The organism is Micromonospora sp. NPDC050784 (assembly GCF_044456765.1).
In the GTDB taxonomy this organism is placed as follows: domain Bacteria; phylum Actinomycetota; class Actinomycetes; order Mycobacteriales; family Micromonosporaceae; genus Micromonospora; species Micromonospora foliorum.
In genome coordinates this window covers 93,735-116,281 of the sequence record NZ_JBITGG010000015.1, presented here as the reverse complement: position 1 = coordinate 116,281, position 22,547 = coordinate 93,735, and the positions used below count along the sequence as shown (strand labels likewise).

Here is a 22,547-nt window from a genome sequence, read left to right as displayed (position 1 = left end):
CCACGAGTTTCAGGATGTCGGGGTGTCCCACCGGCCCGGACACCCCGATTTCCGCAAGACCGGGTGGATCACGCCGGGATGAGCCTCCGAAGCCGAGCCGGTGTCACCGCAGGCCGCGGACCATCAGCAGGTAGGCGCAGTAGGCCATCGGCACCAGCAGGAAGCAGATCAGGAACCCGAGCGGCAGGTACCGCGGCGGGGTGCCGGCGACCATGGCCGGTCGCCCCCACCGGCCCAGCACCAGGTACCCCCCGAAGAACGCTACCGCCGGCAACCCCGCGCAGATCCACGCGCCGAGGGTGAACCCGTCGACCAGGCCGGCCCCGGAGGCGAGCACCAGCATCAGCACGAGCACCCCGGCCGCCGCGCCGCACCCGGCGTAGACGGCGACCGCCCGGGCCAGCGGCGACCACGTCGGCAGCAGCGCCGGCCGCTGGGCCAGCAGCTCCGCCTGCTGCCCGTGCCGGTCGGCCTCGTCGGCCATCCGCCGGGCCAGCTCCAACTCCACCGCCGGGTCGGCCGCCGCCGCGCGCTGCGCGGGCACCCCGCCGCCCGCCGGGCTCACCGCCGTCGGCAGCGCCAGCCGCGCCTCCCCCGCCGGCAACTGGGGGTACGCCCCGACCCCCGCCCGCCCCGGCACGCCGGCTGCGCCGGCGGGTTCCCCGTCCGCGGTCCCGGGTGCGGTGGGCGCGCCGGCAGCGAAGGACAGGCCGGAGCCGGCAGCGGGAGACGAGCCGGAGCCAGGAGCGGAGGGCGACCCGGCGCCGGACGGCGGGCCAGGCCAGGCGGCGGTCTCACCCGGCGTCCCCGGGGCAGGTGCAGGGGCCGGGGCGGCGGGTGGCTGGTCGATGCCGATGGCTCGGCCGAGCTGGTCAAGGCGCTGCCCCTGGGCGGTCAGCCGCTGCTGGAGGTAGTCGACGGCGGCGTGCAGGTCGCGGCGGCGCGCGGATTCGGCGGCGGCGTGCTGTTGCCCGGCGCGGTGCTGCTCCGAGAGTTGTCGGGCCAGTGCCGCGTACTCCTCGAAGGACACTGTCACCGCTCCCCGTCTGGCTCGTGCCCGTCGCCGACGAACGGGACGATCAGCCGGGTGCGCTGGTCGTGCCGGTCGATCAGCAGCGCCCGGTCGGGGCGGGGCGTGTAGGTCAGGTCGTGCGCTCCGAGGTGCATGGCCAGCTCGGCGCCGGGCACGTTGAGCGCGACCAGGCAGGCGACGTCGTCACGGTTCTGAGTGCCGCCGAGGTCGTCGGCGAGCCGGCGGAGCCCCCGCCACCAGCCGAGCAGGTGCACCCCCTGCCCGGGGCCCTGGCGCAGGACGGTACGCAGGTCGTCCAGGCCGGAGCGGAACGTGCCGGGGTCGGTCGCACCGAGGACGGGCGCGGCGGCGTCCATGCCGAACACCACCAGGTATTCGCGGCCGGTGGGCTCGGCGGCCAGCGCGGCGATCCGGTCCCGCAACCCGGCCGCGTCGAGGCGCTGCACCGGGTGGCCGGCGGCCCGCAGCAGCGTCTCGGTGTCGTCGGCGACCGGGCCGGCGACGGTGACCAGGCAGGCCAGGTGGAAGCGGGCGTCGCCGGGGGTGTGCTGGCGGGCCAGGCTGAGTGTCGCGGCGCGCAGCACGTCCGCGCCGGTCGGTGCGGTGCCGACCACGGCGAGGTGTCGGCCGGGGGTGGTGTCCATCAGGAACAGTGCGGTGGTGCCGTGCACGTCGACGGTTCGGCCGACCAGCGCCATCGGGCGTCGACCACCGGGGCGCAACCCGACGAAGGTGGGGTCGTCCTCGATCCGTGCGGCCTCGTAGCCCTTGAAGACCGCTGGTGCCCGCGAGCCCGGCGGGCGGGCCTGCCACAGGTCGTGGCGGAGCGCGGCGAGGTCCGCCGCGGCGGCGTGCGCGTCGGGGAAGCGCAGCACTGTGTCGGCGCCGACCGCGCCGGCGGCGGTGTTGACCACGGCGGAGCCGATCGGCAGGGCCGCGGCGGCGTCGTTGAGCTGGTCGAGCACCCCACCACCGCCGGGCAGCGCCACCCGCAACGCGAACTGCCCGAAGATCGCCTCGGCCCGCCCGTAGAGGGCTTCGATGCCGGTCATGCTCTGGCTGGCCAGCACCAGGTGGATGCCGTACGAGCGGCCCTTGCGGGCCAGCTCCTCCAGCAGGTCGACGGACTCACGGGCAAGCGCGTCGTTGCCGGCGAGCAGCACGTGGAACTCGTCGATGACGGTCACGATGCGCGGCAGCGGATTGTCCCGGGGCAGGTCGGCGAGCTTGGTGACGCCGTGCCGTTTGAGTGCGGTGGCCCGGCGCTGCGCCTCCCGGCGCAGCTCGCGCAGCACGGCGAGGCCGTACTCGCGGTCGGACTCGATGCCGACGGCACGGGCGTGCGGGAGCCAGGACGGGTCCCGGCCGGTGGGCACGAACTCGGTGAAGCTCACGCCCTCCTTGAAGTCGAGCAGGTAGAGCTGCAACTCGGCCGGCGAGTAGCGGGCGGCCAGCCCGTAGAGGACGTCGAGCAGGAAGACGGTCTTGCCGGCGCCGGTGCGCCCGCCGACCAGCCAGTGCGGGGTGGCGTCGTCGAAGGCGAGCGTCAGCGCGGTGTCGAAGGAGGCACCGCCGCCGGCCCGGCCGATCACCGTCCGCAGACCGTTGCCGGCGGACTCGGCCCAGCGCCGTTCGGGCAGCAGGTCGGTGAAGGGCAACGCGTCGGCGCGACGGGTGGCGGTGCCGAGGTGCTCGGCGAGCGCGCGTACCGAGGCGGGCGGCGGGTCGCCGTCGAGCAGGACGGGTGCGGCGAGCCCGCTGCCGTCGGCGCTGAACGGGGTGCCGGGTGGGTCACCGACGTGCGCGTACCCCTGGTGGAGCCGGACCTCGGTGGTGCCGCCCAACGGCGGCACGGTCTCGCCGGGCTGCCGGGTCGGGTGGCCGGCGAGCAGCACGCACACGGCGGCGGCCGGGCCGGCGTGGGTGAGCGCGGCGAGCCGGGCCAGCTCGCGCGGCGGCGGCGCGGCGGTGGCGACCACCACCAGCAGGCGCCGGGCGGCGGGCTGACCGTGCTGTGCGGCGCGGGCGTGCTGCTCGGCGGCGTCCAGCAGCGCGGCCACCTCGGCCTCGCCGGTGGCCGGCGGATCGAGCACCCCGGCGTCGAGCAGTGGGCGCAGCGGGCCGAAGGTGGCGCCGAGCGCGGCGGTGTCGATGCCGGCGACGCGGACCTGACCCGGCGGCGCGGTGGCGACCAGCCGCAGCACCAGCGCCCGCAGCAGCCCGGCGACCTGCGGGTCCCGGGCGTCGGTGTCCAGGGCCAGGTGGTGGCCGCCGCCGAGCGGGACCAGCACCGGGAAGCTGCCGTCCGAGATGGACGCCTCGCCGATCCGCACCGTGGTCGGCTCGTCGGTCAGCGGTGTGACGCCCGGGGCGGGGGTGGCCAGGGCAGCGCCGAGGCGGGCGAGGCGGGTTACCAGGTCGTCGCCGCCGAGCGGCGCGGCGGCGGTCGGTGCCGCCCCCAGTGCGCTGCGGGCGGTGTCCAGATGCGCCCGAGCCGCCCGGTGGGAGTTGACCGCCTGCCCGTACGCCGACGCGAGCCTGCCCACCCTCTGCCCCCAACGCCACGGCCGCCTGGTCCCAGGAACCCTAACGGACACGACGGCACCCGGACAGTCCTGCGAGGACGTGTCACGCCGGACCGGTCAGGCGGGGCCGCACGCCGCCGGGCCGGTCGCGTCGGCCGCCCCGCAGCGGAACACCTCCACCGGCGCCCTCGCCACGTCGGGCACCTGCTCCACCCGCATCAGGGCCAGCCGCTTGTCGACCGGCTCCCCCGAGTCGGGCGTGAACCGGATCAGCCCGGCCACCCCCGGGTAGCCCTGCCCGGCGTTCTGCCGCAGCACCTCCGCGTGCACGCCCACCGGGTTGACCGAATCCGGCTCCCAGCGTTGCCGGGGGTCGGCGTGGTGCAGCCGGGCGGCGAGGCTCTCCACCGCACGGACCAGCATCATCGACGCGTCGTAGGCGAGGCTGACCCGCTCGCCGACCTGCTCCTCGGAGCCCGGTCGGCAGCGCGGCGGGTCGAGCAGGTCGTCGGCCTGGATCCAGGACAGGAAGCTGGCCCGCGCGTCGTCGCGCCGGTCCTGGGCGGCCCGCAGCGCCGCGCAGGTGGCCAGGGACGCCTTCGAGACGTACGTGACGGGCAGGTTGCCGGGGGCGGCGGCGCGCAGCCCCGGGTTGGCCATGTACCGGTTGGCCGAGTCGTCGGCGACGAGGTGTCGGGGCGGGTTGCCGCCGCACTCGCGCAGCGCCCGCAGGAAACCGTCGAACTCCGACCACCGACCGGCGTAGAAGAGCAGCCCGGAGTAGCCGCACTCGTCGGTCAGCCGCTGCCCGGTGCGCCACTCGTCGAGGCGGGTGATCCGGGGGCCGAACTGTTGTCGGAGCCCGTCGACGAGGGTGCCCACGTAGAGGTCCTCGGTGAGCGAGCTGCCCTCCAGGGTGGTGTAGAAGACGTGCGCCTCGTCTACCTTCAGCACCTGCTTGGCGTACGCGTCGACAAGCTTCACCTGATCCTTGTTCGGCGCGGAGATCTGAAGGTAGAGGCGGGAGTTGGCGTCCATCTTGTCGGCGGAGAGGGTGGGCGCCAGCACCGGCAGCCCGACCTGGTTCAGCTCACGCAGCGCGCTGGCGGTGCTGCTCCGGCTCTCCACCAGCCCGACCACCCCGAGCACCGTGGGGTCGTCCCGGGCCAGCTCGGCCAGCATCGCCACGGCCCGGTCGGCGTAGATCATCTGCCGGCCGCCGTTGGCCACCACTATCCGCAGCAGCGCGGCGCCGTCGGCGCCGGCCGACTCCTTCAGCAACGCGTACTGGGCGGTGGCCATGCCTTCGAGCTCCTCGCGCTCGGAGACGTACGACTCCTCGTCCGCGCGGGTCCGGTTGCCGGTGAGGGTGCCAAGGTAGACCAGGGTGAGGAAGGGCCGTCGTCGGTCGCTGCGCTGCCAGACCTCCTCGGCGGCGCGGTTCTGCGCGAAGATGCGCTCTTGGACGGTGCGCAGTCGATCCTGACCCGGGTCGTTGTTGAACACCTGCGCCGCGCTTTCGCTGTAGCCGACACACTCGCCGCTGCCGACCACCTCGACCGAGACCTGGCCGGTGAGCGAGGGGTGACAGCCCGGCCCCCAACGACTGGCCACCCACAGGCCGAGCGCCGCCACCAGCACCAGACACAGCGCCGCCGGCAGGAAGCGCCGCGACCACCACGGCGGGTCGGGCGCGGAGAACGGCCGCAGCCCGCCACGTGACGGTGGGCCGGTGTCGGTCTCGTCGGGACGCAACGCCACCAGCCAGGTGGCCGGGCGACGCAGCCGCCGCATCTCCGGCAGCGCAGCGGCCCACTCGTCGTACGCCTCGTCGGCCTCGGTCAACGGGTGCGGCTCGGGCAGGTCGGGTGGGGGTTGCCCGCCGGACGCGACGATCAGCAGCGGGTCGTTGCGGCCGGTCTCGGTGCGGACGTCGCCGATCAGGCGGACCAGTTCCCCGCCGACGTTGCCGGGGGCGACGTTGTCGATCAGCAGTGCCGGGTACGCGGTGCGCCGCCAGTCCGACGGACGCCACGCCCGACGCCGGTACGCCTGCCGCAGGTCCTCCAGGAACGCGTGCAGCAGCAGTTTGTTGACCTGGTCGGGTTGCTCCCCGTCACGCCAGCCCGCGGTGAGCCGCTCGGCGAAGCCGAGGAAGGTGACCGACTGCCGGGGCGCCAGGTACTGCTGGCGCATGAACCAGTTGTAGTGCCGCCCGAGCACCGGCACCCGACCGGAGACGGCAGCCCGGAAGACCACCCCCGGCACGGCGCGACGGACCAGCCAGAGCAGCACCTGCGAGACGATGCTGACCGCGTCGCCGCCGGAGGGCAACGCCTCCGGCGTACGCGGGCCCTTGCGGTCGCGCAGCCGGCGGACCAGGGCCGCGCGGCTGTCGTCGGCGTCGATGCCCAGGCTGAGGCTCTGCTGCATCAGCCAGTCGGCGAGCGGATAGTGCCGGAAGCGCAGTCGGGCGGCGCCGAAGGCCTCCAGGGAGAGCTGCCGGTGCAGCTCGCGTAGCAGTGCCGGCACGTCGCCGGCACCGGGTGGCGCGTCGGCGTCCAGCACGGCGTGCGGAACCCGCCGCCGGGGGCCCTGGCCGAGGAACCGGCGCAGCGGCACCATCAGATCCGCGGTGTCGGAGCGGACCAGCCACAGCAGCGGCAGCCGGCGGTCGCCGCGACGGGGGCGCCGCAGCAGCCGGGCGAGCAGCGCGAACAACTCCAACCCGCCGGGCGGCAGGCGTTCCCGGCCCGCGGTCGACTGCCGTTGGCCGATCAGCTCCCGCTTGGGCAACTCCGAGCGCCGCACGCGTCACCTCCGATCAACACAGTGTGACCTTGCGGCGCAAGGGGCGCCAGAGGCCAGCGACCGACCATGGGTGTGGCGGGCCGGCGACGTTCACAGTTGTCGATTAGGTTGGCGTTGCGAACACCCGATGGAGGGAGTCCACCCCGTGCGACGAGTCCTCACGGCGGCCACCACCGCCCTGACCCTCACCACCGCCGGCACCATGCTCGCCGGCACCCCCGGCCAGGCCGCCCCGGCGGCCTGGGGCCGTCCCGTCGTCTCCGCCGCGCCGCAACCCGGCGCGCCCGGACTCGGCGACAGCTACTTCCCCGACTACGGCAACGGCGGCTACGACGTCCAGCACTACGACGTCCGGCTGCGCTACGAACCGGCCACCGACCTACTCACCGGCACCACCACCATCCTCGCCACCGCCACCCAGGACCTCTCGACGTTCAACCTGGACTTCCTGCTCGACGTCGAGTCGGTCCGGGTAAACGGCTGGGCGGCGAGCACCAGCACCGCGGGGGCGCACGAGCTGGTGGTCACCCCGGCCCGCACGGTGACCCGGGGTCAGCAGCTCACCATCGTCGTGCGCTACTCCGGCGTTCCATCGGAGGCCCTGGTCAACGGCTACACCGGCTGGACGCGCACCGACGACGGCGCCCTCGCCGTCAACGAGCCCGAGTCGGCGTGGTGGTGGTTCCCGAGCAACGACCACCCGCTGGACAAGGCCACCTACGACATCTCGGTGTCGGTGCCCACCGGCGTCGAGGTGATCAGCAACGGCGTGCAGCCGAGGCCACCGATCGCCGAGGCCGGCAACCGCACCCGGTGGATCTGGCGGACCACCTCCCCCACGGCCACCTACCTGGCCTTCATGGCCATCGGCCAGTACGACATCGTCACCGACACCGCGCCGAGCGGCCAGCCGGTGATCAACGCGTACAGCACCTCGCTGGGCGCACTCGGTCCGGCGGCGCGGGCCAGCATCGAGCGGACCGCCGAGATCATCGACTGGGAGAGCGGGATCTTCGGCCCGTACCCGTTCGAGGCGCAGGGCGGCGTGGCCGGGCCGGTGGACGGCATCAGCTTCGCCCTGGAGACGCAGACCCGACCGGTCTACGGGCCGGGCTTCTGGCGACGCGGCGCCAACACGTACGTGGTGACGCACGAGCTGGCCCACCAGTGGTTCGGCGACTCGGTCTCGGTGGCCGACTGGCGCAACATCTGGCTCAACGAGGGCTTCGCCTCGTACGCCGAGTGGCTCTGGTCGGAGGAGCAGGGCGAGGGCACCGCCCAGGAGGTCTTCGACTTCACCTACGCCAGCTACCCGGCCGACGACGAGTTCTGGCAGGTGCTGCCCGGCGATCCGGGTGCCGCTCGGGTCTTCGACAACGCCGTCTACGACCGGGGGGCGATGACCCTGCACCAGCTGCGGCTGGCCGTCGGCGACGACGCGTTCTTCGAGATCCTGCCGACCTGGACCGCCGAGCACCGGTACGGCAACGGCACCATCGAGCAGTTCCAGGCCCTGGCCGAACGGATCTCCGGGCTGGACCTGGACGACCTCTTCACCACCTGGCTGTTCACCGCCGGCCGGCCCGACGTGGCCAGCGCCGCCCGTAAGGCCGCCCCGCCGACCGAGCCCAAGTCCTGGGCGAAGATCCGCGAGTCGCACCACCTGATGTCGCACTAGACCGCACCAACCCGCCTCCGCCCCCGCTTAGGTCGATCATGGAGTTGTGGTGCCTCGCACATCGGGCACTGGTGGACATTCCGCCCACCACAACTCCATGATCGACGGGGCCGGGCCCGGGGGGTCAGCGGTTCGCCGCCGGGGCGGCGGTGGCCAACTCCCTGAGCCGGACGCCGCCCGACCGGACCCCACCGGCCTCGGCGGGCGCGATGACACAGACCGCCCCGGTGGGCCGGACGATGCGGGCGGCCCGGAACGCCGCTCGTCGTACCGGATGGCGGGGCCGCGGCACGACCAGCGCGAGGGTCACCGCGCGGCTACCCTGCCGGTCCAGGGCGACGCCGGCCGCCGTCGTGGCGATCGCCGCGGTGGCTCCGGCGAGGACGAGCGTCTGCCGGGGGCCGGCGTGTTCGGCGAGCCAGCCGAGCAGCGGGGCACCGACCGCGGCGGAAACCGAGCCGGTGACCGCCAGGGCGGCGAGCACCCGGCCCCGCATCGCGCTGTCGGTGTCGAGTTGGGCGCGGGTGCCGACGGTGGTGTCGATGACCACCGCGGCGGCGGCGATCGGCAGGATCACCGCGGCGAAGCTCCAGGCGCCCGGTGCGAGGCCGGCGACGATCTGCAACCCGCTGGCGAGCAGGCCCGCGACGACGAGCGTCCGGTAGCCGAGGGAACGCCGCCGGGCCGCGACGAGCGCACCCACCACCGTTCCGACCGCGAACACGGTCGACAGCAGGCCGTACCCGGAGGCGCCGGCGTTCAGTGGGCCGTCGCTCATGGCGGCCATGGTCACCTGGTAGTTGCGGCCCAGGCTGCCGAGCACGAACGACAGGGCCAGCGCGAGGAGCAGCACCGGCTGCCCCCGCAGGTAGGCGAACCCGGCCCGGACACCGCCTCGGATCCGGCCGGCGTCCGGCACCGGGAGGCCGGGCACGGCCTGCGGGCGTACGGCGAACAGCGCCACCACCACGGCGGCGAAGCTGGCCGCGTTGATGCCGAACAGCAGGGCGGGGCCGACGGCGGCCACCACCACGGCACCGAGGCTCATGCCGAGGATGCGGCCGGCGGAGTTGGTGAGCGAACCGAGCGCTAGGGCGTTGCCCAGCGTCTCCCGGTCGACGAGGCTGGCGGTCCAGCGCCCCAGCACCGGGCCTTCGATCGCTGAGACGGCACCGGCGGCCAGGGAGATCGCGAAGATCACCGGCAGGCCGCCGACCCCGGTCAGGGCGACCGCCGCCAGTCCGGCGGCGAGCGCCGCGTGGGCACCCTGGGCGGCGATCAGCAACGGACGGGCCGGCAGCCGGTCGGCCAGCACACCGCCCCAGACGCTGAGCAGCAACGTGGGTGCCGCCTGGAGCAGCACGGCGAAGCCCATGGACGTCGCCGAACCGGTCTCCTTCAGGACGTACCAGTTGACCCCGAGGACCTGCATCCAGGTGCCGATGACGGAGACGAAGCCGGCGATCGCCCAGATCCGGTAGTCACGGTGGCGCAGCGCGGCGAAGGTGGCGCCTCTGGCCACGACGAACCTCCAGCGATCGGCAGCATGCTCATTCACACCGATCGCGGCGCGGTTCGGCAGCCGGCAAGTCTTGCCGGCCTAAACCTGTTTGCCCAGTTTTGTGAGTGGCTTCACCAGCGGGAATGTCCGGTCGGTGCGGCAGCAGACCTGCCCCACCGACCGGACGCCCGCACCTCAGCGAGCGGCGAGGGCCTGCGCGCCCGGGCCCACCGGGGCCGGCAACGTGCCGACACCGCCCAGATAGCCGTGAATGGCAGCGGCGGCCGCCCGCCCCTCGGCGATGGCCCAGACGATCAGCGACGCGCCCCGGTGCATGTCACCGGCCACGAACACGCCGTCCGCGTCGGTCTGCCAGTCGTCGCGGGCGTCGATGGCGCCCCGAGGGTTGCGGGCCACGCCGAACTGGGCCAACAGCGGCTGCTGCTCGGTGCCCTCGAAGCCGATCGCCAACAGCACCAGATCGGCCGGCAACTCCCGCTCGGAGCCCGGTACCACGGTGACGACCCGCCGGCCGTCGCGCTTCTCCACGGTCACCTCGGCGATCCGCACCGCCCGTACCTGGCCGGTGCCGTCGTCCACGAACTCCTGCACCGCCACGGCGAAGACCCGCTCGCCACCCTCCTCGTGCGCCGGGTAGCTACGCAGGACCCACGGCCAGGTCGGCCACGGGTCCCGTGCCTCGTCGCGCTCCTGCGGCGGCTGCGGGTACAGGTCGAGCTGGTGCACGCCCGCGGCGCCCTGGCGGTGCGCCACGCCGAGACAGTCAGCCGCCGTGTCACCGCCACCGATGATCACCACGTGCTTACCGGCCGCGTCGATCGGGGTGCCGTCCGGCAACACCGCCCGCGCCAGCCGACGCTCGCCGGTGGCCACCACGCCGGCCTGGTCGGTGGCCGCGGTGGCGACCGCGCGATTCGCCGCGACCAGGTGCGCCATCGCCTGGTGTACGCCCCGAAGCGCCCGCCCCGGGGTCTCCGGGGTGTCCCGGCCCTGCAACGCCCCAGCGGCCAGCAGCACCGCGTCGTGCTCGGCGCGCAACTGTTCGGCGGTGACGTCCACCCCGACGTTCACGCCGGTGCGGAAGCGCACCCCCTCGGCGGTGAGCTGCGCCAACCGGGCGTCGATGTGCCGCTTCTCCAACTTGAAGTCGGGGATGCCGTACCGGAGCAGGCCACCGATCGCGTCGTCGCGTTCGTACACCGTCACCGCGTGACCGGCGCGGGCCAGCTGCTGGGCGGCGGCGAGGCCGGCGGGCCCGGAGCCGACGACGGCGACCGAGCGGCCCGACGGCGCCGGCACCGGGCGGGGGGTGAACCCCCGCGCCGCGGCGGCGTCGGCGATCTCCACCTCGACCTGCTTGATGGTCACGGGTTGACCGCCGGAGATGCCGAGCACGCAGGCCGCCTCGCAGGGCGCCGGGCAGAGCCGGCCGGTGAACTCCGGGAAGTTGTTGGTGGCGTGCAGCGACTCCACCGCGGCGTCCCAGTTGCCGGTCCGCACCAGGTCGTTCCAGTCCGGGATGCGGTTGCCCAGCGGGCAGCCGTCGTGGCAGAACGGGATGCCGCAGTCCATGCATCGGGTGGCCTGCTCACGGACCAACTCCTCGCCGGCCGGCGGGTACACCTCCCGCCAGTCGCTGATCCGCACCGGCACCGGGCGGCGGGCCGGCAACCGCCGGTCGTAGCGCAGGAAACCGTTCGGGTCAGGCACGTGCCACCTCCTGGGCAGCCACCCGCGGGGCGGGCGGCACCGGCATCGCCGGCACAGCGGGCGCGGTCAGTTCTGTCATGACCGCGTCGTCGACGTCGCGGCCGGCTGCTTCGGCGGCCCGCATGATCTCCAGCACCCGGCGGTAGTCGCGGGGTACCACCGCGGTGAACTCGGCCACCGCCTCCGGCCACCGCTTGAGCAGCTCCTCGGCGACCGCCGACCCGGTCTCGGCCACGTGCCGTTGGACCAGCTCGTGCAACAGCGACTGCTCCTGCTCGCCCAGCGGCAACAGGTCGACCAGTTCCGCGTTGACCCGGGTCCGGTCCAGGTGGTGCACGTACGCCGTGCCGCCGGACATGCCGGCCGCGAAGTTCCGGCCGGTCGCGCCGAGCACCACCACCGTGCCGCCGGTCATGTACTCGCAGCCGTGGTCGCCGACACCCTCGACCACGGCGACCGCGCCGGAGTTACGCACCGCGAACCGCTCGCCCACCCGGCCGCGCAGGAAGACCTCGCCCGCCGTGGCCCCGTACAGGATGGTGTTGCCGGCGATGATCTGATCCTCGGCCCGCTGACCCGGCTCGGCGTCCGGGTCGAGGAACGGCGCGGCGGCGTCAGGGCGGACGATGAGCCGACCTCCGGAGAGGCCCTTGCCCACGTAGTCGTTGGCGTCGCCGTGCAGGCGCAGGGTAACCCCGCGCGGCAGGAACGCGCCGAACGACTGCCCAGCCGTGCCGTGCAGCACGAACTCGATGGTGTCCTCGGGAAGGCCGGCGCCACCGAAGCGACGGGTCACCTCACCGCCGAGCATCGCACCGACGCTGCGGTGCTCGTTGCGCACCGCCACCTCGACCCGCACCGGCGCCCCGTCCTCCAGAGCCGGACGGGCCAGTGCGATCAGCTCGTTGTCGAGTGCCTGCTCCAGGCCGTGATCCTGGGCGCGGACCCCGCGTCGGGCCGCGCCGGCGGGCAGCTCCGGCAGGTGCAGGACGGGCGCCAGGTCCAACCCGTTCGCCTTCCAGTGCGTCACCGCCGGGGCCACGTCGAGCAGCTCGGACTGCCCGATCGCCTCCTCGATCGACCGGAAGCCCAACTCGGCCAGGTAACCCCGGACCTCCTCGGCGAGGAAGAGGAAGAAGTTCTCCACGAACTCCGGCTTGCCGGTGAAGCGCTCCCGCAGCACCGGGTTCTGGGTGGCGATGCCGACCGGGCAGGTGTCCAGGTGGCAGACGCGCATCATCACGCAGCCCTCGACGATCAGCGGTGCGGTCGCGAAGCCGAACTCCTCCGCGCCGAGCAGCGCCGCGACCAGCACGTCCCGGCCGGTCTTGAGCTGGCCGTCGACCTGCACCGTGACCCGGTCGCGCAGCTTATTGAGCAACAGCGTCTGCTGCGCCTCGGCCAGCCCCAGCTCCCAGGGGGTGCCGGCGTGCTTGAGCGAGTTCAGCGGGGAGGCGCCCGTACCGCCGTCGTGGCCGGAGATCAGGATGACGTCCGCCTTGAGCTTCGCCACCCCGGCGGCGACGGTGCCGACGCCGACCTCGCTGACCAGCTTGACGTGCACCCGGGCCGCCGGGTTGACGCACTTCAGGTCGTGCACCAACTGGGCGAGGTCCTCGATGGAGTAGATGTCGTGGTGCGGCGGCGGGGAGATCAGACCCACGCCGGGGGTGGCGTGCCGGGTCCGGGCGATCCACGGCCAGACCTTGTTGCCGGGCAGCTGACCACCCTCGCCAGGCTTGGCACCCTGGGCCATCTTGATCTGGAGGTCGTCGGCGTTGACCAGGTATTCGCTTGTCACACCGAAGCGGCCGCTGGCGATCTGCTTGACCGCCGAACGACGGGCCGGGTCATGCAGCCGCTCGACGTCCTCGCCCCCCTCACCGGTGTTGGACTTGCCACCGAGGCGGTTCATGGCGATGGCGAGCGTCTCGTGCGCCTCCGCCGAGATCGACCCGTACGACATGGCGCCGGTGGCGAACCGCTTGACGATCTCGGTGGCCGGCTCGACCTCCTCGATCGGCACCGCCGGACGGACCCCGGTGCGCAGGGTGAACAGCCCGCGCAGCGAGCCGGCCTGCGCGGCGAGCGCGTCGACCTTGGCGGTGTACTGCCGGAAGACGTCGTACTGCCGGCTGCGGGTGGCGTGTTGCAGCAGGAAGACCGTCTCCGGGTTGAACAGGTGCAGCTCACCCTCGCGACGCCACTGGTACTCGCCACCGACCTCCAGCCGGTCGGAGGCGGCGGTGCCGGCCGGAGGCCAGGCCAGCGCGTGCCGGGCGGCCACCTCGGTGTGCACACCCGCGAGACCCACTCCGCCGATGCGGCTGGGGGTGCCCCGGAAGTAGCGCTCGACCAGCCGGCTGTCCAGGCCGACCGCCTCGAAGACCTGCGCACCGCAGTACGAGGAAACCGTCGAGATGCCCATCTTGGACATGATCTTCAGGACGCCCTTGCCGAGCGCCTTCGCGTAGTTGCGCACCGCCGCGGCGGGCTCCACCCCCGCCAACGTGCCCGTGGCGACCATGTCCTCGACCGACTCGAACGCCAGGTACGGGTTGACCGCCGCCGCGCCGTAGCCGATCAGCACCGCCGCGTGGTGCACCTCCCGGCAGTCGCCGGACTCCACGATCAACGCCGCCTGCGTACGCGTCTGCTCGCGGACCAGGTGCTGGTGCACGGCGGCGGTGAGCAGCAGCGACGGGATCGGCGCCAGGTCGGCGTTGGAGTCCCGGTCGGAGAGCACCAGGATCCGTACGCCGTCCTCGATCGCCTCGGAGACGTGCCGGCAGATCTCGGTCAGCCGTGCCTTGATCCCGGCGGCGCCCTCCCGGATCCGGTACAGCCCGGAGACCCGGACAGCCTTGAAGCCGGGCAGGTCGCCGTCCTCGTCGATGGAGAGGATCTTCGCCAGCTCGTCGTTGTCGATGATCGGGTGCGGGAGCACGATCTGCCGGCAGCTCGCGGCCCCCGGGTCGAGCAGGTTGCCCTCCGGCCCGATGGTCGACGCCAGGCTGGTCACCAACTCCTCGCGGATGGCGTCCAGTGGCGGGTTGGTGACCTGGGCGAAGAGTTGGTGGAAGTAGTCGTACAGCAGCCGCGGCCGGGTGGACAGCGGCGCGATCGGGGTGTCCGTACCCATCGAGCCGAGCGGCTCGGCGCCGGTGCGGGCCATCGGCCCGAGCAGGATCTTCAGCTCCTCCTGGGTGTAGCCGAAGGTCTGCTGCCGACGGCGCACCGAGTCGTGCGTGTAGACGGTGTGCTCGCGCGCCGGCAGGTCGTTCAGCTCGATCAGCCCGGCGTGCAGCCACTCGCCGTACGGCTGGGCGGCGGCCAACTCGGACTTGATCTCCTCGTCGTGCACGATCCGCCCGGCCACCGTGTCGACCAGGAACATCCGGCCCGGCTGGAGGCGCCCCTTGGCCACCACGTGCGCCGGGTCGAGGTCGAGCACGCCCGCCTCGGAGCCGAGCACCACGAGCCCGTCGTCGGTCTGCCACCAGCGCCCCGGACGCAGCCCGTTGCGGTCCAGCACCGCGCCGACGATCTCGCCGTCGGTGAAGGCCACCGACGCCGGACCGTCCCACGGCTCCATGAGACTGGCGTGGAAGCGGTAGAAGGCACGCTTCGCCGGGTCCATCCCCGGGTCGTTCTCCCAGGCCTCCGGGATCATCATGAGCACCGCGTGCGGCAGGCTCCGCCCGGCCAGGTGCAGCAACTCCAGGACCTCGTCGAAGTTCGCCGAGTCGGAGGCCGCGGGGGTGCAGACCGGGAAGACCCGCCGGATGTTGCCCGGCACGTTCGGCGAGCGCAGCAGCGCCTCGCGGGCCTGCATCCAGTTGCGGTTGCCCCGGATCGTGTTGATCTCGCCGTTGTGCGCGATGAACCGGTACGGGTGCGCCAGCGGCCAGGACGGGAAGGTGTTGGTGGAGAAGCGGGAGTGCACCAGCGCGATGGCGCTGTCCACCCGCTCGTCGCGCAGGTCCGGGTAGAACGCCGGCAACTGGTCGGGCGTGAGCATGCCCTTGTAGACCATGGTGCGGCTGGACAGCGACGGGAAGTACGCCGGAACACCCCGCTCGGCGGTCTCCCGTTCGGCCTGCTTACGCAGGCAGAACGCCACCCGGTCCAGCTCGATCCCGCGCAGCGGGGAGCCGGCCGGCCCGTCGGGTGCGTCGGTCAGTCGGTGCGCGGCCAGGAAGAGTTGCCGGACCCGGGGCATCGCCGCCAGGGCGGTCTCGCCCAGGTCACTCGGGTCGATCGGCACGTCCCGCCAGCCGAGCAGGTCGGCGCCCTCGACCAGCGCGTACTTCTCGATGACCCGTCGGGCACGCGCCTCGGCGGCATCGTCGTCCGGAAGGAAGACCAGCCCCGTGGCGTACTCGCCGGCCGGGGGAAGCGCGACGTCGGCTACCGCGCGCAGGAATGCGTCGGGCACCTGGATCATGATGCCGGCGCCGTCGCCGGTGTTCGGCTCCGCACCACGGGCGCCCCGGTGGTCCAGCCGACAGAGCGCGCCGAGCCCATTGGCGACGACCGAGTGCGAACGCCGGCCGTGCAGGTCCGCCACGAAGGCCACGCCGCAGGCGTCGTGCTCCTGCGCTGGGTCGTAGAGGCCCTGGGCGGACGGACGGGTGTGGGGCGTCGGGGACGCCTGCGGGCTGTGCGGGTGCGGCTGTTCTGTGTCCGCGTACGGCTGAGCCACCGGGCCTCCTGTCGTCACTCAGGTTGGATCATGGTGGGGACGACGTCGGCCCGTGGGTCTATTGAGTCTACGTTAGGGCCGGGGTCGCAGGGCCACCCGAGATTGATCACACCGTCCACTGGCTGGGACGTGTAGTCTCGCGCGGTGGATCCGCGACACAAGCACGTCTTCGACCGGTTGGAACGCTTCTACGACGCGGTGCCCCGCGACGTCGCCGGTGCGGAGGATCATGGCGGACTGGTGCTGTTCGTCCGCGAAGGCGCTGGCTGGCCGTTCTACGCCCGCCCCCGGATCGACGCCACCGAGCCGCCGTCGCTGGCCGACGTGACCTCGGTCCGCGAGCGCCAACGAAAGCTGGGCCTGCCGGAAGCCTTCGAGTGGGTGCACGAGACGACGCCAGAGCTGCTGGCGGTGGCCCGCTCGGCGGGGCTCAGCGTGCTGGAGGCGCCGCTGATGGTGCTCGACCCGAGCGCGCTGCCCGACCCGGCGACGCTCTCCGACGCGGCGGTGCGGGTGCTGGCAGCGGACTCCCCCGGCTTCGCCGCCGATGTCGCCGCCCGCCGTGCGGTGGCAGCGGTGTCGTTCGCCGCCGCCGGCACCGCGCCCGGCGAGGCCGGCCCGGCCGAACGCGACGCCGCCGTCACCGAACTCGAACTGGCCGCGCTCGACGAGGAGCGCGCCCGGATCGCCGACGGCCGACGGATCTCCGCGCTGGCCGGCACCCCGACCGAGGGCGCGCTGGCCAGCGGCATGGCGATGCGGGTGGACGACGTCGCGGAGATCGCCGGGGTGGCCACCCTGCCGTCCGCCCGGCGACGCGGGCTGGGCGCCGCGCTCACCGCCACCCTGGCCCGGGAGCTGCTGGCCGCCGGCACCGAGCTGGTCTTCCTCTCCGCGGGCAGCGAGGAGATCGCGCGGGTCTACCTGCGGGTCGGCTTCCGCCGGGTCGGCACCGCCTGCATCGCCGAACCCGCCGCCCTCATCCCCTGACCTGCCTCACTCCCCTCACCTGCCCCGGGGACCGGGGTCAGGTCGGGGGGCGCCACTGGGCGGCGGAGGCGACGGCGCTGGAGAGCAGTCGCGAGTTGATCGTGCCCAGTGCGGCGTCTCGGGCCCGCAGCGCCAACCGGCCCCGGGTCTGGAGCACCGCCGACATCCGCCGGGTCTGCCGGACCACGGTCGCGGCCCGGGGACGGCGCACCCGGTCGTACGCCTGGACGGCGTCGGGCAGCCGGGCCTCCCGCAGCAACGACGCGAGCGTGGCGGCGTCCTCGAACGCGAGGCAGGCGCCCTGCCCGAGGTGCGGCGGCATGGCGTGCGCCGCGTCACCGAGCAGCACCACCCCACCGGGCCCGACCGGAAAGCCGTACGCGCGGGGCAGCGGGCGTAGCTCGCGAACCTCCTGTTGGACCAGGTCGGTCGGGTCGGTGGCGTCGAGCAGCGCGCCGACCGGGGCGGGCCAGCCCGCGTACCAGCGGCGCAGCAGGGCGAGCTGGGTCTCCGGAGGCTCGGGGCGGGGCGCACCGGCGGCGGTGGCCACCCAGTAGATGCCACCCCGGGTGGACCCGCCCGAGGAACCGCGCTCGCCCAGCGACGCGGCCACGAACCGGTAACCCGCGCCGAGGATCTCGCCGGCCATTGGCTGGTCGTCGGGGAGTCGAGGCGCCTGGTACCAGGGAATGACAGCCCGCCAGGCGGCGCACCCGGAGCTGACCACCCGGGACTCGGGAGCGAGTTGGCGGCGGATGCCGCTGTCCGTGCCGTCGGCGGCGACCACCAGATCGGCCTCGATGGTGTGCCGCCCGTCGCTGACTCCCGGTCGCTCGCCCGGCTCGACGCGGACGTGGCGCACGGTCACTCCGGTACGCAGCTCGACCCGGTCACCGAGGCCGGCGATCAGCGCGTCGTGCAGATCCTCCCGGTGCACCACCACCGGCATCCGGTCGGCCGGGATGGGCCGGGGCTGCACGAGCCAGTGCCCGTCCGGGCGACGGACCCCGCCATCGGGCAACGGGGTGGCGATGGCGGCCAAGCCGGCGCCGAGGCCGAGGGCCTGTAGCGCGCGGACGCCGTTGGGCCAGAGCACCACGGCGGTCGGCTCGGGTCGGACCCGTTCGGCGCGTTCCAACAGGGTGACCTGCCAGCCGGAACGGGCCAGCGCGCCGGCCACCGCGAGGCCACCGACCCCTGCGCCGACCACCACCGCGCTTCGCATCGGTGCCGCCCCCGCTCAGCTGTCCCGGTCGGCGGGACGCACGCCGGTGGCGTCGGCCCGTTCGGTGCGAGCGGCGGACGGGTCGTCCGCAGGCTCGTCGTCGCTCGACGCGGGGTCGGTGGCTGCCACCTCGCCGGACTGCTCGCCGTCGGCCGGCCGGGTGTCGTCGTCGGGCGCCGGCGGTACGACGCCGGTGTCCTGCCAGGCGGCGTACTGCTCCTCGCTCACCACCCGGTAGCCCTCCGGCGCGGCGGCCCGCGCCGGGGTCTCCCGCTCGGAGAGGTCGACCTGGGACAGGTCGGACGTGGGCGGCGGAGTCGTCGTCGCCGCCGGGCCGAGCGGGATCAGGTAGTCCCGAGGGCCACGCACCCGGACGAAGTAGATGAGGGCGCCGAGGAAGACCAGGGCGGCGGTCCAGACGTTGAGACGGACGCCGAGGATCTGGTTGGCCTCGTCGGTGCGCATCAGCTCGATCCAGAACCGGCCGACGGTGTAACCCATCACGTAGAGCGCGAACGCACGGCCCCGGCCGAGCTTGAGCCGGCGGTCGACGATGAGCACCAGGGCCACGACGCCGAGGTTCCACAGCGCCTCGTAGAGGAAGGTGGGCTGGTAGAGACCCGGTTCGAGGATCGGCTGCCCGGCGTCGTCCCGGAGCGCGTGCCCGGGGTTGTCCGGGTCCATCCGGTGGATCTCCAGGCCCCACGGCAGGGTGGTCCGGCCACCGAAGAGTTCGTTGTTGAACCAGTTGCCGATGCGGCCGACCGCCTGGGCCAGCGGCAGCCCGGGGGCCAGCGCGTCGGCCACCACGCCGAACGGAATGCCGAGCTGTCGGGCCGCGATCCAGGCACCGACCGCGCCGCCGGCGACCGCGCCCCAGATGCCGAGACCGCCCTCCCAGATGGCGAACGCCTTCATCGGGTCCCCACCGGCGCCGAAGTACTTCTCCGGTGAGGTGACCACGTGGTAGATCCGGGCGCCGATGATGCCCGCGGGCACCGCCCAGACGGCGATGTCGAGCACCGCGCCCGGTGCGACGCCGCGCTGCCGCAGCCGGCGCTCCGTCACCCAGCAGGCCAGCACAATGCCGGCGATGATGCAGAGCGCGTAGGCCCGGATCGGCACCGGCCCGAGTTGCCAGACCGCGGTGCTGGGACTGGGCAGGGCCGCCTGGGGGGAGAGCGAGGCGAGGGTCACGGGTGCACACGCTACCGCTGCACACCCCCGCAGCGGCACCCCGGGCCGCTGGAGCGCGCATCCCGGTGACTTCTGGTTTGCACCGCCGTAGGCTCTTTGTCCATGAGCGCGCTCACCTGGGCGGTCGCCGCGGTCGTCACCGACGACACCGGTCGGGTGCTGCTCTGCCAGCAGGGCCGGGGTGCGCGCCGCTACGCGTTGCCCGGTGGGCGGTTGCGTCCGGCCGAGGGCCCGGTGCGGGCGGCCCTACGAGACATCCGCGCGGAGACAGGCTGGGACATCGAGCTGATCGACCTGGTCGGCGTCTACCACCTGAGTGGCCCTTCCGGGGAGGCCGCGGCCGGACGGGCCGGGCCGCTGCCCGACGTCCTCGTGCACGTGTTCCGGGCCCGCGCGGCCGGGGTCCGACCCGTCACCGACCCGCCGCCGGGCTGCCGGTTGTCCTGGCACTTCCCCGACACGCTGCCCGAGGTGGTCACCCCGCTCACCCGTGCCGCCGTCACCGACGCGACCGCCGGCCGCTCCGGCGTGCTCCGCGACGTCCCCCGGACGCCCGGCACCGCCGCCACCGCGCCACTGCCGGTGGCCCGCCCAGCCGGGGACGGCCGGCCGACGACCGCCCAGGACGCGCGGCGGCCGGGGACCAGTCACGACGGGCAGCGACCCACGGCCGGCCACGACACGCAGCGACCGCGAACCAGCCACGACGGGCAGCGGCCCGCGACCGGCCAGGACGGGCATCCGGGGGCGGGGCAGCCTCCGGAGCAACGCGGCGAGGCCGCTGATCCGTCCCTACACCCCTGACAGGCCGCAACCGTCCCGAGGTCCGTCGGGTGGTCTCGGACAGCCCTCGCCTGCCAAGCCACATGCGGTTAAGCGGTATGACTGTGAGTCATATTTATGACTCACAGTCATACCGCTCACCAGACATACATGTCCCGCGCGCTGCGCGGTGTTCGGCTCGGCCGGCCGCTGCGCCGGCACGAGCGCCGAGGGGTGAGCCGGCCGGGCCGGCGAGGACAGGGCCAGCGAGGACACGGCCGGCGGGCCGGACGCGGCGGACCGGACCCGGCGGGGACAGGATCGGCGGGGACGGGCTCAGCGGGTGGGGTTGCGGACGCCCTCGGCCAACTCGGCGCTGAGCGTGCGCAGGGCGGCCAGCCCGTCGGCCTCGGTGGACGCGTCGAGCACGCACCGGACCAGCGCGCTGCCCACGATCACCCCGTCGGCGTAACCGGCGACGGTGCCGGCCTGCGCGCCGGTGCCCACACCCAGGCCGACACCGATCGGCAAATCGGTGACCGCGCGGGCCCGGGAGACCAGCGTCGGGGCGGCGTCCGAGGTACGCGCCCGGGCACCGGTCACCCCCATCACGGCGGTCGCGTAGACGAAGCCGCGGCAGTGCCCCACCGTCATCGCCAGCCGGGCGTCGGTGGACGACGGCGAGACCAGGAACGTGCGGTCCAGCCCGTGCGCGTCCGAGGCGGCCAGCCACTCGTCGGCCTCCTCGGGGATGAGGTCCGGGGTGATCAGGCCGGTGCCGCCTGCGGAGGCGAGGTCACGGGCGAAGACGTCCACGCCGTACCGCTCGACCGGGTTCCAGTAGGTCATGGTGACCACCGGAGCGCCGGTGGCCGCCACCGCCTCGATGATGCGCATCGTGTCCGCGGTGCGTACGCCCCCGGCCAGCGCGATGTCACTGGCCCGCTGGATCACCGGCCCGTCCATCACCGGGTCGGAGTAGGGGATCTCCACCTCGATGACGTCGACACCGGCCTCGACCATGGCGGTCATCGCGGCGATGCTGCCCTCGACGGTGGGGAAACCGGCCGGCATGCAGCCGACCAGCAGTGCCCGTCCGTCGGCGCGGGCCTTGTCGAAGGCCACCCCGATCCGGCTCATCTCACCGCTCCTTGTCGAGGATGCCGAAGTAGTCGCCGGCGGTGTGCACGTCCTTGTCGCCCCGCCCGGAGAGGTTGACCACGATGGTGGGCTCCCGGCCCAGCTCCGCGGCGAGCTTCGGGGCCAGCGCGACGGTGCCGGCGAGCGCGTGTGCGCTCTCGATCGCCGGGATGATGCCCTCGGTGCGGCACAGCAACTCGAAGGCGGCCATCGCCTCGGCGTCGGTGACCGGCAGGTAGTTCGCCCGGCCGGTGTCGTGCAGCCACGCGTGCTCGGGCCCGACGCCGGGGTAGTCCAGGCCGGCCGAGATCGAGTGCGACTCCAGGGTCTGCCCGTCGGCGTCCTGGAGCACGAAGGTGCGGGTGCCGTGCAGCACACCGGCGGACCCGCCGGTGATGCTCGCCGCGTGCCGGCCGGTGGCCACCCCGTCGCCACCGGCTTCGAAGCCGTACAAACGCACGGCCTCGTCGCCCACGAACGCGTGGAAGATGCCGAGCGCGTTGGAGCCGCCGCCGACGCAGGCGGTGACGGCGTCCGGCAGCCCGCCGGTGAGGTCCAGGCACTGCTGGCGGGCCTCGTCACCGATGCCCCGGACGAAGTCGCGCACCATCGCCGGGAACGGGTGCGGGCCCGCGGCGGTGCCGATCAGGTAGTGCGTCTCGTCGACGTTCGCCACCCAGTCGCGCATCGCCTCGTTCATCGCGTCCTTGAGGGTGCGTGAACCGTTGGTGACCGGAATGACTGTCGCGCCGAGCATCCGCATCCGGGCCACGTTGAGCGCCTGCCGCTCGGTGTCGACCTGGCCCATGTAGACCACGCACTCCAGGTCGAACAGGGCGGCGGCGGTCGCGGTCGCGACACCGTGCTGCCCGGCGCCGGTTTCCGCGATCACCCGGGTCTTGCCCATCCGCTTGGTGAGCAGCGCCTGACCGAGCACGTTGCGCACCTTGTGCGCACCGGTGTGGTTGAGGTCCTCCCGCTTGAGCAGCACCCGCGCGCCGACCTTCGCGGAGAACCGCCGGGCCTCGTAGAGCAGCGACGGCGTGCCGGCGTAGTCGCGCAGCAGGGCGCCGAACTCGGCCCGGAAGGACTCGTCCTCCATCGCCGTACGCCACGCCCCGTCGAGCTCGTCCAGCGCGGCCACCAGGGCCTCGGGAACGAACCGACCGCCGAAGCGGCCGAAGTGGCCGGCGGAGTCGGGCTGCGGGCCGGCCACCGGGGCCAGCGCGTCGGCGCTCATCGGGAATCC

The 22,547-nt window shown here is 73.8% G+C and carries 13 protein-coding genes; 3 read left to right on the top strand and 10 right to left on the bottom strand.

Annotated features, from left to right (window positions below):
• Positions 1 to 103: 103 nt before the first annotated feature.
• The 3 genes from ACIBD9_RS21090 to ACIBD9_RS21080 all read right to left on the bottom strand — a co-directional run bounded on the left by ACIBD9_RS21090 (position 104) and on the right by ACIBD9_RS21080 (position 6,369).
• Positions 104 to 1,030, bottom strand: coding sequence for a hypothetical protein (locus ACIBD9_RS21090; protein WP_396719972.1), 927 nt, complete (start codon positions 1,028 to 1,030; stop codon positions 104 to 106).
• 2 nt (positions 1,031 to 1,032) lie between these two features.
• Positions 1,033 to 3,579, bottom strand: a complete 2,547-nt coding sequence (locus ACIBD9_RS21085; RefSeq protein ID WP_396719970.1) for an FtsK/SpoIIIE domain-containing protein — start codon at positions 3,577 to 3,579, stop codon at positions 1,033 to 1,035.
• 96 nt (positions 3,580 to 3,675) lie between these two features.
• Positions 3,676 to 6,369, bottom strand: coding sequence for a hypothetical protein (locus tag ACIBD9_RS21080; RefSeq protein ID WP_396719968.1), 2,694 nt, complete (start codon positions 6,367 to 6,369; stop codon positions 3,676 to 3,678).
• 127 nt (positions 6,370 to 6,496) lie between these two features.
• Here ACIBD9_RS21080 and ACIBD9_RS21075 point away from each other — a divergent pair, with 127 nt between their 5' ends.
• Positions 6,497 to 8,047: a M1 family metallopeptidase gene (locus ACIBD9_RS21075; RefSeq protein WP_396719966.1), complete on the top strand. Its 1,551-nt coding sequence runs from the start codon at positions 6,497 to 6,499 to the stop codon at positions 8,045 to 8,047.
• A 124-nt stretch (positions 8,048 to 8,171) separates the two neighbouring features.
• On the opposite strand, the gene ACIBD9_RS21070 is transcribed toward ACIBD9_RS21075, so the two are convergent.
• The 3 genes from ACIBD9_RS21070 to gltB form a co-directional block, all read right to left on the bottom strand.
• Positions 8,172 to 9,569: an MFS transporter gene (locus tag ACIBD9_RS21070; RefSeq protein WP_396719964.1), complete on the bottom strand. Its 1,398-nt coding sequence runs from the start codon at positions 9,567 to 9,569 to the stop codon at positions 8,172 to 8,174.
• A 174-nt stretch (positions 9,570 to 9,743) separates the two neighbouring features.
• Positions 9,744 to 11,216, bottom strand: a complete 1,473-nt coding sequence (locus ACIBD9_RS21065) for a glutamate synthase subunit beta (protein ID WP_396720111.1) — start codon at positions 11,214 to 11,216, stop codon at positions 9,744 to 9,746.
• Positions 11,217 to 11,271: 55 nt separating this feature from the next.
• On the bottom strand, positions 11,272 to 15,984 hold the full coding sequence (gene gltB, locus ACIBD9_RS21060) for a glutamate synthase large subunit (protein WP_396719962.1): 4,713 nt from the start codon (positions 15,982 to 15,984) through the stop codon (positions 11,272 to 11,274).
• Between the two features lie 144 nt (positions 15,985 to 16,128).
• Between gltB and ACIBD9_RS21055 the strand changes: the two genes are divergently transcribed.
• Positions 16,129 to 16,974 (top strand): GNAT family N-acetyltransferase, encoded by an 846-nt coding sequence (locus tag ACIBD9_RS21055; protein ID WP_396719960.1) that lies wholly within the window; start codon positions 16,129 to 16,131, stop codon positions 16,972 to 16,974.
• A gap of 37 nt (positions 16,975 to 17,011) precedes the next feature.
• On the opposite strand, the gene ACIBD9_RS21050 is transcribed toward ACIBD9_RS21055, so the two are convergent.
• Both ACIBD9_RS21050 and lgt read right to left on the bottom strand, forming a co-directional pair.
• A complete protein-coding gene (locus ACIBD9_RS21050) occupies positions 17,012 to 18,199 on the bottom strand; it encodes an FAD-dependent oxidoreductase (protein WP_396719958.1) in 1,188 nt (395 codons plus the stop codon).
• A 15-nt stretch (positions 18,200 to 18,214) separates the two neighbouring features.
• Positions 18,215 to 19,396 carry a prolipoprotein diacylglyceryl transferase gene (gene lgt, locus ACIBD9_RS21045; RefSeq protein ID WP_396719956.1) on the bottom strand — a complete coding sequence of 394 codons (1,182 nt, stop codon included), beginning with the start codon at positions 19,394 to 19,396 and terminating at the stop codon, positions 18,215 to 18,217.
• Positions 19,397 to 19,498: 102 nt separating this feature from the next.
• Here lgt and ACIBD9_RS21040 point away from each other — a divergent pair, with 102 nt between their 5' ends.
• Positions 19,499 to 20,200, top strand: coding sequence for an NUDIX hydrolase (locus ACIBD9_RS21040; RefSeq protein ID WP_396719954.1), 702 nt, complete (start codon positions 19,499 to 19,501; stop codon positions 20,198 to 20,200).
• A gap of 294 nt (positions 20,201 to 20,494) precedes the next feature.
• Here the strand turns inward: ACIBD9_RS21040 and trpA are convergent, their stop codons facing one another.
• Positions 20,495 to 21,298 carry a tryptophan synthase subunit alpha gene (trpA, locus tag ACIBD9_RS21035; RefSeq protein ID WP_387176274.1) on the bottom strand — a complete coding sequence of 268 codons (804 nt, stop codon included), beginning with the start codon at positions 21,296 to 21,298 and terminating at the stop codon, positions 20,495 to 20,497.
• Position 21,299: 1 nt separating this feature from the next.
• Complete coding sequence (gene trpB, locus ACIBD9_RS21030; RefSeq protein ID WP_396719951.1) at positions 21,300 to 22,538, bottom strand: tryptophan synthase subunit beta; 1,239 nt, start codon at positions 22,536 to 22,538, stop codon at positions 21,300 to 21,302.
• Positions 22,539 to 22,547 lie beyond the last annotated feature (9 nt).

What these genes read in the sequence shown, in the direction of transcription:
- trpA (WP_387176274.1), bottom strand. Translation starts at nt 21,298, where the DNA reads ATGAGCCGGATCGGGGTGGCCTTCGACAAGGCCCGCGCCGACGGACGG.
- ACIBD9_RS21050 (WP_396719958.1), bottom strand. Translation starts at nt 18,199, where the DNA reads ATGCGAAGCGCGGTGGTGGTCGGCGCAGGGGTCGGTGGCCTCGCGGTG.
- ACIBD9_RS21040 (WP_396719954.1), top strand. Translation starts at nt 19,499, where the DNA reads ATGAGCGCGCTCACCTGGGCGGTCGCCGCGGTCGTCACCGACGACACC.
- trpB (WP_396719951.1), bottom strand. Translation starts at nt 22,538, where the DNA reads ATGAGCGCCGACGCGCTGGCCCCGGTGGCCGGCCCGCAGCCCGACTCC.
- ACIBD9_RS21075 (WP_396719966.1), top strand. Translation starts at nt 6,497, where the DNA reads ATGGAGGGAGTCCACCCCGTGCGACGAGTCCTCACGGCGGCCACCACC.